The sequence below is a fragment of the Burkholderia sp. JKS000303 genome, from assembly GCF_002563755.1.
Classification (GTDB): Bacteria; Pseudomonadota; Gammaproteobacteria; order Burkholderiales; family Burkholderiaceae; genus Burkholderia; species Burkholderia anthina_B.
This window is the reverse complement of the sequence record NZ_PDBZ01000002.1, coordinates 403,838-419,201: the sequence shown is the minus strand read 5'-3', so window position 1 is coordinate 419,201 and position 15,364 is coordinate 403,838. Positions and strand designations below refer to the sequence as shown.

Annotated in this window: 15 protein-coding genes; 8 read left to right on the top strand and 7 right to left on the bottom strand. The window is 67.4% G+C overall.

The window, feature by feature from the left end:
• Positions 1–89: 89 nt before the first annotated feature.
• From cpaB to BX604_RS38550, 6 genes are all read right to left on the bottom strand, one after another.
• Positions 90–923 carry a Flp pilus assembly protein CpaB gene (gene cpaB, locus BX604_RS23920; RefSeq protein ID WP_098553320.1) on the bottom strand — a complete coding sequence of 278 codons (834 nt, stop codon included), beginning with the start codon at positions 921–923 and terminating at the stop codon, positions 90–92.
• A gap of 35 nt (positions 924–958) precedes the next feature.
• Entirely contained in the window at positions 959–2,359 is a 1,401-nt protein-coding gene (locus tag BX604_RS23915) for an ATPase (protein ID WP_098554016.1), read from the bottom strand.
• A gap of 35 nt (positions 2,360–2,394) precedes the next feature.
• Complete coding sequence (locus tag BX604_RS23910; RefSeq protein ID WP_098553319.1) at positions 2,395–2,934, bottom strand: A24 family peptidase; 540 nt, start codon at positions 2,932–2,934, stop codon at positions 2,395–2,397.
• A 24-nt stretch (positions 2,935–2,958) separates the two neighbouring features.
• Positions 2,959–3,165 carry a Flp family type IVb pilin gene (locus tag BX604_RS23905; protein WP_098554015.1) on the bottom strand — a complete coding sequence of 69 codons (207 nt, stop codon included), beginning with the start codon at positions 3,163–3,165 and terminating at the stop codon, positions 2,959–2,961.
• A gap of 172 nt (positions 3,166–3,337) precedes the next feature.
• Positions 3,338–3,520 carry a Flp family type IVb pilin gene (locus tag BX604_RS23900; RefSeq protein ID WP_098553318.1) on the bottom strand — a complete coding sequence of 61 codons (183 nt, stop codon included), beginning with the start codon at positions 3,518–3,520 and terminating at the stop codon, positions 3,338–3,340.
• A 98-nt stretch (positions 3,521–3,618) separates the two neighbouring features.
• The gene (locus BX604_RS38550) at positions 3,619–3,843 is read right to left on the bottom strand and encodes a hypothetical protein (protein ID WP_143748093.1); all 225 of its coding nucleotides are present in this window, start codon (positions 3,841–3,843) and stop codon (positions 3,619–3,621) included.
• A gap of 714 nt (positions 3,844–4,557) precedes the next feature.
• Between BX604_RS38550 and BX604_RS23895 the strand changes: the two genes are divergently transcribed.
• The 7 genes from BX604_RS23895 (at position 4,558) to BX604_RS23865 (ending at position 13,259) form a co-directional block, all read left to right on the top strand.
• Positions 4,558–5,796 carry a glycosyltransferase family 87 protein gene (locus BX604_RS23895; RefSeq protein ID WP_098553317.1) on the top strand — a complete coding sequence of 413 codons (1,239 nt, stop codon included), beginning with the start codon at positions 4,558–4,560 and terminating at the stop codon, positions 5,794–5,796.
• Positions 5,793–7,172, top strand: a complete 1,380-nt coding sequence (locus tag BX604_RS23890; RefSeq protein WP_098553316.1) for a glycosyltransferase family 87 protein — start codon at positions 5,793–5,795, stop codon at positions 7,170–7,172. The genes BX604_RS23895 and BX604_RS23890 overlap by 4 nt, the downstream gene beginning before the upstream one ends.
• A 25-nt stretch (positions 7,173–7,197) precedes the next feature.
• A complete protein-coding gene (locus BX604_RS23885; RefSeq protein WP_098553315.1) occupies positions 7,198–8,241 on the top strand; it encodes a glycosyltransferase family 2 protein in 1,044 nt (347 codons plus the stop codon).
• 15 nt (positions 8,242–8,256) lie between these two features.
• Positions 8,257–8,640 carry a GtrA family protein gene (locus BX604_RS23880; protein ID WP_098553314.1) on the top strand — a complete coding sequence of 128 codons (384 nt, stop codon included), beginning with the start codon at positions 8,257–8,259 and terminating at the stop codon, positions 8,638–8,640.
• Between the two features lie 380 nt (positions 8,641–9,020).
• A complete protein-coding gene (locus BX604_RS23875; protein ID WP_098553313.1) occupies positions 9,021–10,235 on the top strand; it encodes an ATP-binding protein in 1,215 nt (404 codons plus the stop codon).
• Between the two features lie 4 nt (positions 10,236–10,239).
• Entirely contained in the window at positions 10,240–11,943 is a 1,704-nt protein-coding gene (locus tag BX604_RS23870) for a cobaltochelatase CobT-related protein (protein ID WP_098553312.1), read from the top strand.
• Positions 11,944–12,137: 194 nt separating this feature from the next.
• A complete protein-coding gene (locus BX604_RS23865) occupies positions 12,138–13,259 on the top strand; it encodes a glycosyltransferase family 87 protein (protein WP_098554014.1) in 1,122 nt (373 codons plus the stop codon).
• Positions 13,260–13,454: 195 nt separating this feature from the next.
• Here the strand turns inward: BX604_RS23865 and BX604_RS23860 are convergent, their stop codons facing one another.
• Complete coding sequence (locus tag BX604_RS23860; RefSeq protein ID WP_098554013.1) at positions 13,455–13,910, bottom strand: GNAT family N-acetyltransferase; 456 nt, start codon at positions 13,908–13,910, stop codon at positions 13,455–13,457.
• Between the two features lie 342 nt (positions 13,911–14,252).
• Between BX604_RS23860 and BX604_RS23855 the strand changes: the two genes are divergently transcribed.
• Complete coding sequence (locus BX604_RS23855) at positions 14,253–15,338, top strand: extracellular catalytic domain type 1 short-chain-length polyhydroxyalkanoate depolymerase (RefSeq protein ID WP_098553311.1); 1,086 nt, start codon at positions 14,253–14,255, stop codon at positions 15,336–15,338.
• The last annotated feature ends 26 nt before the right edge of the window (positions 15,339–15,364 follow it).

Genomic DNA, 15,364 nt, shown 5'->3' with positions numbered 1-15,364 from the left:
CGAGTGACCGGCGATGCGCCGGTTTTCGACTTCCAACGCCGCCGTGCCCTGACGGCGGCCGATCTGTTATCTGGATGTGTTCTATGGCGTCAGAAACATTCGACGCTGCCCTTCACACCGGACAGCACGCCGATGCAATCGCGGCGCACTTCGGGCGCCACGTGCGACGCGACCCGCACGCGCACGGTGTGTACCGGTGCGGGTGCCGGCGGCGTTTCGGGCGCCTTGCCGAGCAGCGTCATCTTGGTGGCGCCATCGGTGGCGAGCGTCTTCTGGTCGATCTGGTTGCGCAGCACGAGCGACAGCGTGCCGACGCTGCGGGCGAGGTCGAGCCGCTCGGCCTGATCGGGCGTGACTTCGAGCGTCACCGCATTGACGACCTTCGGCGCGGTGTCGTCGCGGCTGACCTGCTGCGCGACGGCGAGCACGAGGATGTGCTCCAGCACGATCTTGGAGATGCTCTGCCCGTCGCTCTTGCCCTGCTGCTCCTGCGTATTGACGATCACGTCGACGTAGTTGCCGGGCAGCGCGAAGCCCGCGACCCCCACCACGTCGTTCACGCGCACGGTGATCGCGCGGCTGCCGTCGGCGATCACGGCGGAGAGCCCGCCCTTCGTGCCGATCGGCGCGAGCTTCGTTTCGATCACCGGCTCGCCGCGCGTCAGGCTCGCACGCACGACGCGCCCGTCGAGCGCCTTCGTGTCGGTGAAGGCCCCCGGCGGCACGCTGCCCGACGGCCAGCTCACCATATGGATCTCGTTCGGCGTGATCGGCTCGCCCAGGTTCAGGTCGGTGGCTGCCACCGCGACCGGCGTAACCGCGCCATTGGACGTGTTCATCAGCCAGCGAGACGCGAATACGACCGCGGCAAGCCCCGCGACCATCGCGACGATCAGCATCATGACCGCTCGACTGTTTTTCATGGCAATGCTCCTCGATGACTGGTGAAGGGAACCGCTCAACCCGATATGAAGGTACGGCCGACCCGCTCGACGGGCGGCGGGTGACTGCCGTCCCGTTCGGGCGCCGCGCCGAAATAGCTGGCCCACGCGTCGTACAGCCCGTCGGGCGTGACTTCGTGCGGATCGCCGCGATATCGCGCGCCGGCGGCGACGAGTCGCAGCAGGTCATCCGGGAAGCACGCGAGAAACGCCTTGCCGGTCGGCAAGTGCAGGTGGTGCAGCAGATACTCGAACGCGTCGTGCGCCGGCACCAGGCCGTGCGACACGCAGGCCGCGTCGAACACCGCGCGGTAGTCGTCGATCGACAGCGGACCGACGTAGATCTTCGAGCCGAGCCGGCGCAGGAATGCGTCGTCGCCGAGCTGCTCGGGCGCGATGTTGCTCGAGAACACCGGCCAGACGTCGAACGGCAGCACGAAGCGGTGGCCCGATTCGAGCGTCAGGAAATCGACGCCGCGATCGAGCGGGCGCAGCCAGCGATTGAGCAGGTCGCGCGGCTCGACGCGCTGGCGGCCGAGGTCGTCGACGACATACATGCCCATGTTCGCCTTCATGTGCGGCGGCGCCTGGTAGAAGCCGGCGGCATCGTCGCGGCGCAGGTCGAGTTCGCCGAGCGTCAGTTCGCCGCCGGACATCACGACCGGCCGCTCGCACAGGCGCCAGCGACGATCGAACGACAGGCTGTCCGTCGGCGACGCGACATCGACATGCACGAGCGGATCGTGGATCTGGATCACTTCACCGCCGACGACCACCGCATGCGGCACCGGCACGTGGCCGTGCATCAGCGTGCCGAGGCGTTCGGCCAGGAAGGTCTTGCCGCTGCCGGCCGGCCCGTAGATCAGCAGCGGGCGGCCGGCATTCAGCGCGGCGGCCGCCGCGTCGAGGATCGCCGCGTCGACGACGATGCCGTCGAACGCAGCCAGTACGTCGGCGCGCGTGATGCGCAGCTGGCGCACCGAATGCGCGTCGATGCAGGCGAGATACGCATCGAGCGTCACCGGCGCGGGGCCGCTGTAGCTGCTGCGCACCTGTTCCGCCCGTGCGAGCACGCGGCCCGCGTCGGTCAGCCGAAACGACACGTCGAGATCGGTCGTCCCGCGATGCGCGAGCTCGACCAGATGCTCACGCACCAGGAACGCGAAGACGTCGTCGAGCACCGCGAGCGGCAGGCAATGCCGTTCGATCAGCTCGCCGTACGACGGCCGCCCGATGATCAGCGTCGACTTGAGCACGAGCCCCGCGACGAAGCTCAGGCCGAGCCCGGTTTCGTCGAGCGAGCGCGGCGCGGCCGGCAACTGCTCGCCGAGCTTCGTATGGACTTCCCGCGACGGCAACGGATCGGGCAGGTGTGCAACCTGCGCGTCGCGTCTCGGATCGGTGCGGTTCGTGTTCATGTTGGTCCTTTCCTTTCTCTTGGCAGCCTGGTCGTTCATGCGCAGGAGGCGAACACCACGCCGAGCGTGCCCGCCGCGATCGCGACGCCGTACGGCAGCGAGCCCACCGACACGACCGCGACAGGTTCGCCGGTCGCCGTCGTGCGCACGCCGGCCCCGCGCCGCGTGACCAGCATCCGGACATTCGTCCACATCCGCCGCATCCGGCCGTGCATCAGCGCCACGGCCAGCGCACCGATACCGCCGGCGACAAACGTGGCAAGCACGATGTAGAGCGTCATCTGCACGCCGACCCATGCGCCGATCGCCAGCATCAACTTGACATCGCCCGCCGCCATCCCGCGCAGCAGATAAAGCGGCAGCAGCAAGCCGAAGCCGGTCGCCGCGCCTGCCATCCATGCGAGTGCGCCTGCCTGGATGCCGTGCAGCGCGCACTGTGCGATCAGTGCCCCGGCGAGACCGAGCACGACGATGCGGTTCGGGATACGCCGGCTCGTGATGTCGGTGCTGGCCGCAACGACCGCAAGCACCGTCACGCACAACGGAACCGGATAAGGCAGCGCGACAGGCAACATGGCGGACTCCGGCTGGCAAAAAAATCAGGAAGCAAGTGACACCGCGGCACTCACCGCGGCTGTCACGGCAGTCGCGACCGTGCTGTACACGCCGACGAGCGCGCCCCTCAGCGTCACGACACTGCCCAGGACGGCGACGGCGAACATGGCTGCGAGCAGCGCATACTCGATCGATGTCACGCCACGCTTGTCACGAATCCAGCGCAACAGGTCACGCATACGGGCTTGCATGGTCGTCTCCGTTTCACGGTTGATCAAAAAGACCGGGAGACGGCTCGTCAACTGCACCGGCCGAGCCATCTGCCGTTCCGTCCAGCCAACATCTGTTGATGCCGCGTCCGAACCTGCGCCCACCGACCGGTGACGACGAACGGTCGGACAACCGTTCGCCGCCCCGTCGTTTTCAGACTGCCGCGCTGAGATCGGTGGCGATCGTGCTGAACACGGTCTGAAGATCCGTACCGATTGCGGATACGGTGGCAATGATGCCGACTGCGATCAGGGCAGCGATCAGGCCGTATTCGATGGCCGTTACGCCTTGTTCGTCTTGGAAGAAGCTACGAATCTTGAGCATGAGCTTGGACATGGCTAGTCTCCTTTCGCACTACTATGGAATTCCCGTTGTCGAGGATCGACTCGGGGAGCGGTTACTACGGGCACAACAAACGGATTCGGTTGCGATGCTCAGCAACAGGCACGACAGTGCGTCAACCTGTCAGGGCGAGCGAATTTCGGTGAGATGAAACGTTCGGCACGCATGCGCAGTTCGATCGGCGCGATATCGCGATCGAGCGGAACGGCATGGCGACCGTCCGACGCATGGCTTCGGATTGATGGCGTGACGCGTTCGCGTCGATGCTGCTGATTGTCGTCGCGGCGTGCAAGCCGCAGTGTGCTCTGGTCTATCATTTTTATTCCCCAAATTCGGTCTTGCCGATTCTTATTGCTCGGACGATGCCGGCGTCTGCTCGATCGTTCGACGCGATCGCCGGTTTGCTGGATCGGACGGCGTGTTCCCCGACGTCCGCTCGATCCTTGGCATTCCGCAGGTGATTCGCTCCGGCTTTATCTGCCTGTTCCGGCAACCGGTCGCTCGTCACATCGTCGACTGTCGTGCGGACCTTCTCGCAAAGAGCAGGCCAGCCGGAAAGAAATCCACGTGCAGCAAGGGTTTCGGGAAATCTTGCCGATGCCGGACCGCGGCGCGTTGCAGGAAATGTTTCAAATCTGATATACGCGCGCCATCCCGCCTGGCGCACCGGTTTCGCTGCCGCCGCGCTGCACAAGGGCCTCAAAAAATTTTCTCGGGACTTTCCCGAATCGGCGCGGTCGCTCGCAAAACGCGTATTCCGCACCATGCCGCACCGGCGAAAAACGAGGAATGTTTCATGCGAGAAACATCAAATGCGCCGGCCTCGTTTTCTCAGACATGAAAACCCGGTTTTCGGCGGTATCGCTGACAAATCGGTATCGCGCCTTTCAATACGCGGTTTGCTTCATGCGATTTTTTCTTCAACAATGCATTCACCGGACAACGCCATGCAGTGCGAATCGATCCGGAGACACACGACAACACAAAACGGCTGCGACCGACCACGCAGCGTTCACACAAGACGGGGCATCATGTACACAGCCAATCGTGGAACGCGTTATCGCGCAATACGCTGTGCTCAGTGGCTGACGGCAGACCGGATCATTCCGTACAGCTGCATCATGCTGATGCTCTGCATCGCCGTGCTCGTCACCTGGGCCGCCGTGACGAAGGGATTCACGGCACCCGGCACCGCACTGCCGGCCGTCGACTTTTCCGTTTTCTGGACAGCATCGCACCTCGCGTTGCATGGCCACGCCGCCGCCGTCTACGATCCGACGTCCTTCTTTCATGCCGAGGTCGCGCAGTTCGGTTCATTCGGACATTACCGATCGCTGCCCTGGCTCTATCCGCCGACGATGCTGCTGTTCGTCGTTCCGGTTGCCCTTGTGCCTTTCCTGCCCGCTTACTTCCTCTTTTCCGCGGGCAGTCTTTTATGCTATGCGTACGCGATCTCGCGGCTGTCCGGGTTGCGCACGCACCTTCCCGTCCCGCGTGCCGCGGCGCTCGTGTTACTCGCGTACCCCGCCGTGTTTACGTCGATCCTGTTGGGGCAGAACAGCGTGCTGACCGCGGGTATCGCCGCACTCGCGCTTTATCAGCTCGGCCGCCGCCCGATCGTCGCCGGCATGCTGATCGGGCTGCTCGCGATCAAACCGCAGATGGCGATCCTGTTTCCGTTCGTGCTGATCGCGACGCGCGCGTGGCGTCCCTTCGTGTCCGCCGCATTCACGGCCATCCTGATCACGGCGGCCGGCGTCGCCCTGTCCGGCACCCAGTCGCTGACGGGGCTGAGTCACACGCTATCGACCGTGCGCGAACTGCATTTCATGCTCCCCGCCTACTGGTTCGCTTCGCCGACGTCGTTCGCGGCCCTTCGTCTCGCCGGCACGTCGCAACCGGTAGCGCTCGCCGCCCAAGCGGCGATCGGGCTGCTCGCGCTCGCCGCCGCGATCAACGTGTGGCGTCGCACGCAGGACATGCGGCTGCGCAGCGCAGCGCTGGCGATCGCGACGCTGCTGATCACGCCGTATCTGTGGCACTACGAGTTGACGTGGCTGGGCATCGCGGTTTTCTGCCTGATCGCGTACGGGCTCGACGAGGGGTGGCTGCCCGGCGACCAGATCGTGATCGTGGCCGCATGGCTGCTGCCCGGGTTCGAGTTCTTCAACCCGGTCATGAAGCTGCCGCAGATCGGCCCGCTCGTGCTGCTCGCGATGCTGTTCGTCGTCGTGCGTCGCGCGACGCTCGCGCCGCGGAAGCCGCAATGAAAACGCCGCTCTCGCTCCGACATCCGTCGAGCGCCATCGACGCGCACCCTGAGCTGCCGATCGCGGGCCCGCGCCGCTTTCCGCACTGGCTCACCCGCGAACGCGTGCTCCTTTACGCCGGCGGGGCGCTGATGATCGAGCTGCTGTCCATCGCCATCGCGCTGTTCCGCCTGTCTCGTTCGCATACGGGCGTGCTGGAGCCGCTGTCGCAGGATTTTTCGCCGATCTGGAGCGCGGCCCGCCTCGCGGCCCACGGACACGCCATCGACGCCTGGCATTTCCCCACGCTGTTCGCGATCGAGAAGCTCGCGGTCCCGACGATGAACGTCGCGCACGGCACGCTGCCGTGGCTCTACCCGCCCACCATGCTGTTGTTCGTGCTGCCGCTCGGCTGGCTGCCGTATCTGGTCGCGCTCGTGCTGTGGCTCGCCGCCACCTATGTGCTGTTCGCGGTGACGATCCGCGCGACCGTTCAGCGCGACGCGGCGCTGCTCTGCGCGCTCGCCTTCCCGGCCGCGTTCCTCACGCTGATCGTCGGGCAGACGAGCCTGTTCACGGCAACGCTCGCCGGCGTCGGGCTGCTCGTGCTGAATCGCCGCCCGGTCGTCGCCGGCATCTGCTTCGGGATGCTGACGATGAAGCCGCAGCTCGCGATCCTGCTGCCGCTCGCGCTGCTGTGCGCCGGGCAGTGGCGCGCACTGGTCGCATGGGCCGCGACGATCGCCGGCAGCGTCGCGCTGTCGACACTCGTGTTCGGCATCGGCGCGTGGGTCGCGTTCGCGCACGGCATCCATGACGCGTACCACGTCGTCGGCACCGGCCAGGCAAAGCTCGCACGCATGCCGACCTTGTTCGCGCTCGCAACGATGGCCGGCTGGCCCGCCACCGTCGCGCGCGCGCTGCAGCTGCTCTCCACCGCGCTCGCCGCCGGCGCCGTCGTCTACGCATGGCGCGGCGCATGTTCCTACGCGCTGCGCGCCGCGACCGTCGCGTGCGCGTGCCTGCTCGTCAGCCCTTACCTGTACGACTACGACCTGACCTGGTACGGGCTCGTGATCGCGTGGTACGCGCGCTATGCCTGGACGCACGGCTGGCGGCGCTTCGATCGCGAATGGCTGATGCTGATGTGGGCGATGCCGCTCGCGGGCCTCGCGCTGGTGCCGCATCTGGCGTTCCAGTTCATGCCGCTCGTCACGCTTGCCTCGCTCGCGCTGCTCGTCAGCCGGATCGCACAGGAACGGCACGACGTACCGTCGATGCCCGACGCACACGACAACACGACCGACACCGGCTTCACGCATTCGGTCCGACCGCACCACCGCCCGGCGCACGGACTGCGCCGCATCGGCCGCCCGACCTTCGGCACCGATCGCTGACGCGTCATCACAGGGGGAAACCATCATGCGCGAACCGCTCTATACGCCACTCGTCTCGCTGGTCGTGCCGTTCTACAACGAAGGCGAAGCCGTCGAGCACTTCTTCGACGTCGTGATTCCGCTGATGGCCGGCCTCGACGCGATCCGCTTCGAGATCGTCTGCGTGAACGACGGCAGCCGCGACGACACGCTCGAACGCCTGATCCGGGTGAGCCTGACCGATCGCCGCGTACGCGTGATCGACCTCACCCGCAACTTCGGCAAGGAAGCGGCGCTCACGGCCGGCCTCGACGAAGCCGCCGGCGATGCGGTGATTCCGCTCGACGCGGACCTGCAGGATCCGCCGAGCCTGATTCCGGTGATGCTCGAGCACTGGCGCGACGGCGCGGAAGTCGTTGCCGCGAAGCGCAGCAACCGTGCATGCGATTCGTTCGCGAAGCGCACCGCCGCGGCCGTCTACTATCGCGTGCACAACCTGCTGTCGGACGTGAAGCTGCCCGAGAACGTCGGCGACTTCCGGCTGATGGACCGCAAGGTCGTCAACGCACTGCGCAACCTGCCCGAGCGGCATCGCTTCATGAAAGGGCTGTTTGCGTGGGTCGGCTACCGCACCGTGATCGTCGAGTATCAGCGCGACGCACGCAGCGCCGGGCAGTCGAAGTTCTCCGGCTGGAAGCTGTGGAATTTCGCACTCGAAGGCATCACGAGCTTCAGCACCGTGCCGCTGCGCAGCTGGACCTACATCGGCGTCGGCATCGCCGCGCTCGCGTTCCTGTACGGCTCGTTCATCGTCGGCCGCACGCTGCTGTTCGGCAATCCGGTGCTCGGCTATGCATCGCTGCTGTCGGTCACGCTGTTCATCGGCGGCATCGAGCTCGTCGGCATCGGCGTGGTCGGCGAGTACATCGGCCGCATCTACGACGAGTCGAAGCAACGGCCCGTCTACCTGATTCGCCGCCGGTACCAGGCGCACAGCAAGGTGACCGAACTGCCGGTCGCGCGCGATGCGCGGCGCCCGATCGCACGCCGCCGCGTACAGCCGGCCCGCGCGCGGGTCGGCACGCGCTGACGCACGGAGGCGACGATGCTCGCGCTGCTCTATGCCGAACGCGTGCGGCTGGCGCGCTTCGGGCTGTCCGGGCTCTGCTCGACCGCCCTTCACGCGCTGATCGCCTGCACGATGTACGCGCTGTTCGATGCCACGCAGGTCATCGCGAACGCGGTCGCGTTCATCTGCGCGACGGTGTTCTCGTATCTCGCGAATACGCTGTGGAGCTTCTCGTCGACGGTGCATTCGCGCAACCTGCGACGCTTTCTGGTCGTCGCGCTGGCCGGCTTCACCGAAACGATGGTGCTCGCGCGCACAGCCGAGCTGCTCGACGTGCCGCGCGGCTGGAGCATCGTCGCGATCGCGCTGCTGATTCCGCCGACGACGTTTCTGATGCATCGGTTGTGGACGTATCGGTGAAGCGCCACCCATGCGCATGTGTGGTGTCACCGCCCGGTTGCGCGGCACGGAGTGGGCAATGAGCGAGCGCGTGCCGGCGCTCGACGCCGCACCGACCGTCGACGCCCCGTCGCACCGCACACCGCCCGCCGTCGCAGCCGCCAGTGTCGGCTTCGCACCCCGCCAGAGCACCTGAGCCGCCATTCCCGAGCGCCGCCCGCGGCCGGACCCGGCATTGATCCAATGCGATACAGTACGGAGCATGCACCGGGGACGTGACGTTCCGGTTCGCCGCTCATGCGTTTCGTGGCATCCGGCCGGCACGGCCCACGCGGTTCGCATCGAGCGCAGCCAGCGCCTGCCCGGCCCGCCGATTCCGCCGTTCCTTTCCGCTCTCGACCATGAACGCAACCGCTGACAACGCACCTTCCGCCCCGTCGCTCCTCGGCGTCTATCGGCAGTTGGCGGATCCGTCCGCCGGACAATGGGTCGTCAGCCGCTCCGAGCGCGCGCACATGTTCCGCATCCAGCATCACCGGCCCGACGGCAGCACGTCGGTCGATACGGTCGTCGATGCGGACAACCTTGACGCAAAGCTGCGCAAGTGGCACCACGAAGGCTTCGCCCGCCGCGACAAAGACGACGGCGACGGCGAGCACGCCTCCCCGGCCCTTCGCGAAGGCTTCATGCACGACCTGCGCCGCGCACAGGCTGCCCGGCCGGCCGCCTCGCAGGACGCGGTGCACGCCGTGCCGGTCGGCGGCGTGCCGATGCCGCGCGGCCCTGGCGGCCCGCTCGTTCCGCCGCTCAATCCTGCTTACCTGTTGACCACCCGCGCGGCCAGCGTGCTCGACGACATCGTCGAAAACCGCCGCATCCTGCTGATCGGTCATACGGGCACCGGCAAGACGAGCCTGATCGAACAGGTCGCCGCGCGGACCGGTCACGGCGTGTTGCGCTCGAACATGAACGGCCAGACCACGGTCGGCGACTTCGTCGGCTTCTGGACCGTCAAGGGTGGCGAAACGATCTGGGTCGACGGCGTGCTGCCGACCGCGATGCGCGAAGGGCTGTGGCTGATCGTCGACGAGATCGACTTCGCGGAGCCGGCGATCCTCGCGGTGCTGACCGCCGTGCTCGAACCCGGCGGCCGCCTGCTGCTGAAGGAGAAAGGCAACGAGATCGTCGTCCCGCATCCGTCGTTCCGGCTGTTCGCGACCGCGAACGCGATCGGCGCGATGGGGCAGTTCCGGCACCTGTACCAGGGCGCGAACGTGATGAACGAGGCGTTCCTCGACCGCTGGCGCGTGTACCACCTCGACTACCTGCCGCCGCACGACGAAGCGCAGGTGCTGCAGCAGACGTTCGGCCCGCGCATGTCCGCCGCGATGGCCGCGACGCTGGCGGCGATCGCCGCCGACTGCCGTGCAGCGTTCGTCCGCGAGGATCTCGCCAGCGCGTTCTCGACCCGCCGTCTGCTCGACTGGGCCGAACTGATGCTGCGCACCGGCGACCCCGAATCGGCCGCCGGCCCGACGATCTATGCGAAGGTCGGCCCGGGAGACGCGGCGCTGATTCGCAGCATCATCCGTCACCACATCGACTTCGAGGCCTGACGCGATGGACCGGGACGACGACGCGCGCGCGGTTCACCTGACCCGGCTCGCACGCACGCTGTCGCAACGGCACGGGATCGACGTGCGCTTTGCCAGCCACGGGCCGCTGCTGCAGCGCGACCGGCTCGTGCTGCCCGACACGCTGCTCGACGGCGCCATCGACGACGACGCGATCACCGGCTTCGTCGATCTCCATGCGGCCCGCGCGCGCTTCAGCGCGATCGAGTCCGTGGCCGCGCTAACCTCGCCCGTCGTGCAACGCATCGCGCAGGCGATCGACGACCGGCGCGCGGCCGGACGCCTCGTTGCGCTGTATCCCGGTGCGCAGCGATTCCTGATCCGGATGCGTGCGGCATCCGCCGCCGACACGCTGCGCGGATGGCCAACGCTCGCGTGGCGCGACAAGCTGCTGTGGCGCATCGAACGCGCGTTGTGGGACGAACCGCCGACCGCCATCGAGCACGTGCCGTCGCTCGACGCGACCATCGCGGCCACCGCCGATCTCGTCGACGAAGCACGTGCCGCGGCATCGACTGCCGACAGCATCGGGGCCGCGCGGCGGATCGTGGCGCGCGTTCGCGCGCTCGCGTCGACCGGCGCCAACACCATGATGTTCGCCGCCGATCCGGGCAGCACGCTCGACAGCGACGCGATCGCCGCCGAGTTCGACGCGGACGAACCCGGCGCGTCGGACGACGCACGCGCGCCCGCCGCCACCGACTCCGCCGCCGGCGCGATCGCCGAAACGGCGTCGTCATCCGGGACACCGGCGCCAGGCGATGCGGCGCCCGGCACGATCCGTCTGTCCGCAGAGAACCGGCCGCTCCTCTCGATTCCGCTGACCACGGCCTTCGATACGGTGACGGACTTCACCGGCAAGGGCGAACCGGCGCGCTGGCATCGTCTGCGCGGCACGGCGCGCGCGCAGACCGAGCCGCTGCGGATGCGGCTCGAACGCGCGTTGAAAGTCGACGAGCAGACCCACTGGCGGCGCGAACAGGAACGCGGGCAGCTCGATCGCGCATCGCTCGTGCGCGTGGCGACCACGCCCGGCTATCGCACGCCGTTTCGCGTCACGCGCGCGGCGCCCGGACGCGACGCGGCCGTGAGCCTGCTGCTCGACTGCAGCGGCTCGATGGCCGGCAGGAAGATCGAACTCGCGACGCTCTGCGCGGCCGCGCTGTGCGATGCGCTGATGCAGCTCGGTTTCGCCTGCGAAGTGCTCGGCTACAGTTCCGTCGAGGACGCCGCGATGCGCGCGCATTACCAGCGCTGGCTCGACGGCGGCCACGACACGTTCGGCTACAACCGCTTCGTCGAACGGCTCGACCTGCGCGTGTACAAGCGCTTCGATTCGGACAATCCGAGCGGGCTCGCCTGCATCGAATGCGGGCACGAGAACCCCGACGGCGAAGCACTGAGCTGGGCCGCCGAACGGCTGCTGTCGAAGCGCGCGCGCCGCCGCATCCTGATGGTGCTGTCGGACGGCTATCCGGCCACCGGCGACGGCAACCCGGCGATCCTGCGCACCGACCTGCGCGCACGCGTCGAGGCGCTGCGCGAACAGCGCGTCGAGCTGATCGGCGTCGGGATTCTCGACGATTCGGTGGTGTCGTTTTATCCGGTCAGCAGCGTCGTCGAACAACTGAGCGCGTTGCCGGGCGCGGCGTTCAGCGTGCTGAGCGACACGTTGCTGGACCGGCGGTAGCCGGGTCACGACCGGATAGGCGCTCATCCCGGGTTGGCGTAGGATCGGTCGACGTGGTACGCGAGCAGGGGCGCGCTTGCCGTGTCAGCCATCCAATATCACGCTGATGATCGGGGGGAACGATCGTGGGCACGTGGGATAACGCACTCACGCGTGTCAGTCGCACGTCGCTCTATGCGTGTGCCGCGCTTGTCATGCAAATTGCCGCCCTCGCCATCTGGGGCGTCAAATATTACGTACTCGACGACCGAACCGCTCCGATGGTCGGAATCGACTTCGGAATTTTCTGGGCTGCTGCCCGGGTCGCCATTGAACATGGCGCATCGGCGGTATTCTCGGCCGCGTGGATGCTGCCCGTCGAGGCGCAGGTCCGGCCGGTGATCGGATACGCGCCGTTTCCGTACCCGCCGACCTTCCTGCTGGCCCTTCTTCCGTTCGGCACACTGAAATTCGCGCATGCCGTCGCTTTGTTCACGGCGCTCGGCGTGGGCGTGTACGGCGCGACCATCGCGCGTCTGTGTCGCGATATCGGCACGCCGAGGCGCTGGGTGGCTGCGGCGTTCCCCGGCGTCGCCGTCGCGATTTACGCCGGTCAGAATTCGCTGCTCACGGCGGCCGCGGCCGGCGGCGCACTCGTGCTGATCGAATCAGCGCCGGTCCGCGCCGGCGCATGTCTCGCCTTTCTGGCGATCAAACCGCAGTTCGGCGTCCTGTTTCCAGTCGCGCTTGTTTGCGGACGTCACTGGAGAATGCTGTTCGCGTCAGGCGTCTTCGGCGTCGCGTTCCTCGCATGCAGCACAGCGGTGCTCGGCGTCGATGCCTGGAGCGCGTTCGCTTCCTACCTGCCGGAATTCAGCCGGGCGGCGCTGCACCATGGTGACGATCATTGGGCAGGCATGCCCACCGTGTTCGCCATGGCGAGAATGGCCGGTCTCCCCGTGCTCGGCGCGCACGCGTTGCACCTGGCCGTTGCCATTCCGGCCGCGGTCTCCGCGGCGTGTTTGTGGGCCGGTCACGCACGGTTCGAACTGCGGGCCGCCGCGCTCGTGGTCGCCAGCCTGCTCATGCAGCCGTATATGATGAGCTACGATCTGGTCTGGCTCGGCCTCCCGATCGCGTTGCTGCTGCACGATTCGAAACACGACGACCTGACCGCCATCGACCGGGCGGGTATCGGCCTGGCATGGATGACGCCCGTGCTGGCATTCTGCAACGGCCTGTTCCAGTGGCCGTTTCATGTGGCGCCGGTCGCGATGATTGCGTTGCTGGTCGTGATCATGCGACGGCATTTCGCGCCACGACGTCAAGCCGCGTAACGTCGCCCCGCCGCTCGAGTCGCTCGACAAGCGCGGCAAAACGCTGCTCGACCGACGTGGGTCACGGGTGCGACGCGCCCCTCCGCGCCAGTGGCGGGCCGATGATGCGCTTCGTCGATCCGCAAGCCGTTGGCCTCCGGCCCGAAGAATCCGGTCGATGCCGCTCTCGCGGCATGCACGCCGCGATGACGGAATTCAACCCGCGCGCACGGGCGCGCCCGGTTCCCGCACGTAGTAGATATCCCATTGCGCCTCATCGGTCTGCACGAAACCGTGCCGCTGATAAAACCGGTTCGATGCGCTGCCGCGCAACGCGCCGACACGCACCGGCATCCGCTGCGCATCGGCTTCCACGAAAATCTCGCGCAGCACGGCCGCGCCGATACCCTTCCCCTGCTGCCCGGGCGCGACGTACAGGTGATCGAGCAGCCAGTGATCGGCGTTCGGCCGCACCAGCAAGAAGCCCGCACGCACGCCGTCGCATTCGATGAACCGGCACAACGCAGGATCGAACGACGCGAGAAACCGCTCACGCGCACGCTGCGGGTCGAAGCGGCCGATGCGCTCGAGACTGTCGCGCATCGCGGCGATACGCATCGCGACGAGGGCGTCCGCGTCGGCTTGCGTCGTCGGGGAGAAAGCAAGGTTCATCGCGAGGCCGCTCGCTGGATGTGCATGGAAGAAGTCGAGCATACCGGTTCGACGCAGCCCGCGGTAGGGTCGAACCGTTCATCGAGACGTCACGGAACCATCGCACTTGCCACAAGCGACGCCTGTTAGCATGCCGTGTCGCGGCGCCGAATCGCACCGCTTCCGTGAAGATGTCGCGTGGCATGTCGTCGGCCGGCCGATGACCGGCTGATCGTCCACGGTCGGCGGTTTCGACACCAACGCTTCCCGCAGCACGCATCGCGCGCGGCCCGCATTCGACTTCCATCCGACCGCCGGCTGCGCCGCATCCCGTGGCGCGTGTCGACGGCACGAGATTCGTCCATGCCCAGGAAAAAATCCAGTCTCTGGCTACGGCCTTTCGATCTGCTTTCCGCCGCGACGAGTACGCGGCCCAGGAAGAAGCCTGCCAAACCGGCCGCGTCGGCCAAGCGAACCACCAAGCGCCCCGCGGGCACACAGGCGACGCGCCCCGCGAGCCCGGCCCCCGCCGCACGAACAACGCCGAACCAGGCGCCCGGCACGTGGCTGCGTTCGTTCCATTCGGCCCGCCCGGCTGCCGGCCGCTTCGTCAACCATCTCGCGTACGGGCTGTATCTTCCCGTCGCGCCGGCGACGACCGTCGGCATGCCCGTCGTCGTGATGCTGCACGGCTGCAAGCAGACGGCCGAGTCGTTCGCCGCCGGCACGCGCATTTGCCGCATCGCGGAGCGCGCCGGGTTTGCCGTGCTGTTTCCCGAACAGGCGAAGACCGCCCATTCGCATCGCTGCTGGCACTGGCATGGCGATGCATCGCATTCGGAAGCGCCGGCGATCGCGTCGCTGATCGAGGCGATCGTGCAGGAGCGCGGGTTCGATCGCGACCGTGTGTATCTGGCCGGCATGTCGGCCGGCGCGGGGCTGGCCGCGCGGCTGGCGATCGAGTCTCCCGACCTGTTCGCGGCCGTCGGCCTGCACTCCGGCCCGGCCATCGCGCCGCCACTGTCGACCATGGCCGCGATGAGCGTGATGCGGCGCGGGCTGCGCGACGATCCGGTACAGGTGGTCGACACCTGCGTCGACGTTCGTGCGTATCCGGGCATGCCCGCGCTCGTCATGCACGGCGGACTCGATACGGTGGTGGCCGAACCCAACGCGATGCAGCTCGGCGTGGCATTCGCGCGACTCAACCGGCTCGTCGACGAACACGGCGAGTTGCGCGTCGGCGAGCAGCACACGTACGCCGACGACGGCGCCGAATACACCGACTATCTGCGCAGCGGCCGGGTGATCGTGCGGGTCTGCATCGTTCGCCGGCTGGCGCACGCATGGAGCGGCGGCGATCCGCGCGAAGCGTTCCACTCGGCCACCGGGCCGGACGCGACCGCGATGTTCTGGCATTTCTTTCGGCGGCGGAAGCGCAAGCGGTAGCGGGGATCCGCGCCGGCTCCGCCACC

Coding starts and splice junctions, on each gene's coding strand:
- cpaB (WP_098553320.1), bottom strand. CDS start 923: ATGAAAAACAGTCGAGCGGTCATGATGCTGATCGTCGCGATGGTCGCG.
- BX604_RS23915 (WP_098554016.1), bottom strand. CDS start 2,359: ATGAACACGAACCGCACCGATCCGAGACGCGACGCGCAGGTTGCACAC.
- BX604_RS23910 (WP_098553319.1), bottom strand. CDS start 2,934: ATGTTGCCTGTCGCGCTGCCTTATCCGGTTCCGTTGTGCGTGACGGTG.
- BX604_RS23905 (WP_098554015.1), bottom strand. CDS start 3,165: ATGCAAGCCCGTATGCGTGACCTGTTGCGCTGGATTCGTGACAAGCGT.
- BX604_RS23900 (WP_098553318.1), bottom strand. CDS start 3,520: ATGTCCAAGCTCATGCTCAAGATTCGTAGCTTCTTCCAAGACGAACAA.
- BX604_RS38550 (WP_143748093.1), bottom strand. CDS start 3,843: ATGATAGACCAGAGCACACTGCGGCTTGCACGCCGCGACGACAATCAG.
- BX604_RS23895 (WP_098553317.1), top strand. CDS start 4,558: ATGTACACAGCCAATCGTGGAACGCGTTATCGCGCAATACGCTGTGCT.
- BX604_RS23890 (WP_098553316.1), top strand. CDS start 5,793: ATGAAAACGCCGCTCTCGCTCCGACATCCGTCGAGCGCCATCGACGCG.
- BX604_RS23885 (WP_098553315.1), top strand. CDS start 7,198: ATGCGCGAACCGCTCTATACGCCACTCGTCTCGCTGGTCGTGCCGTTC.
- BX604_RS23880 (WP_098553314.1), top strand. CDS start 8,257: ATGCTCGCGCTGCTCTATGCCGAACGCGTGCGGCTGGCGCGCTTCGGG.
- BX604_RS23875 (WP_098553313.1), top strand. CDS start 9,021: ATGAACGCAACCGCTGACAACGCACCTTCCGCCCCGTCGCTCCTCGGC.
- BX604_RS23870 (WP_098553312.1), top strand. CDS start 10,240: ATGGACCGGGACGACGACGCGCGCGCGGTTCACCTGACCCGGCTCGCA.
- BX604_RS23865 (WP_098554014.1), top strand. CDS start 12,138: ATGCAAATTGCCGCCCTCGCCATCTGGGGCGTCAAATATTACGTACTC.
- BX604_RS23860 (WP_098554013.1), bottom strand. CDS start 13,910: ATGAACCTTGCTTTCTCCCCGACGACGCAAGCCGACGCGGACGCCCTC.
- BX604_RS23855 (WP_098553311.1), top strand. CDS start 14,253: ATGCCCAGGAAAAAATCCAGTCTCTGGCTACGGCCTTTCGATCTGCTT.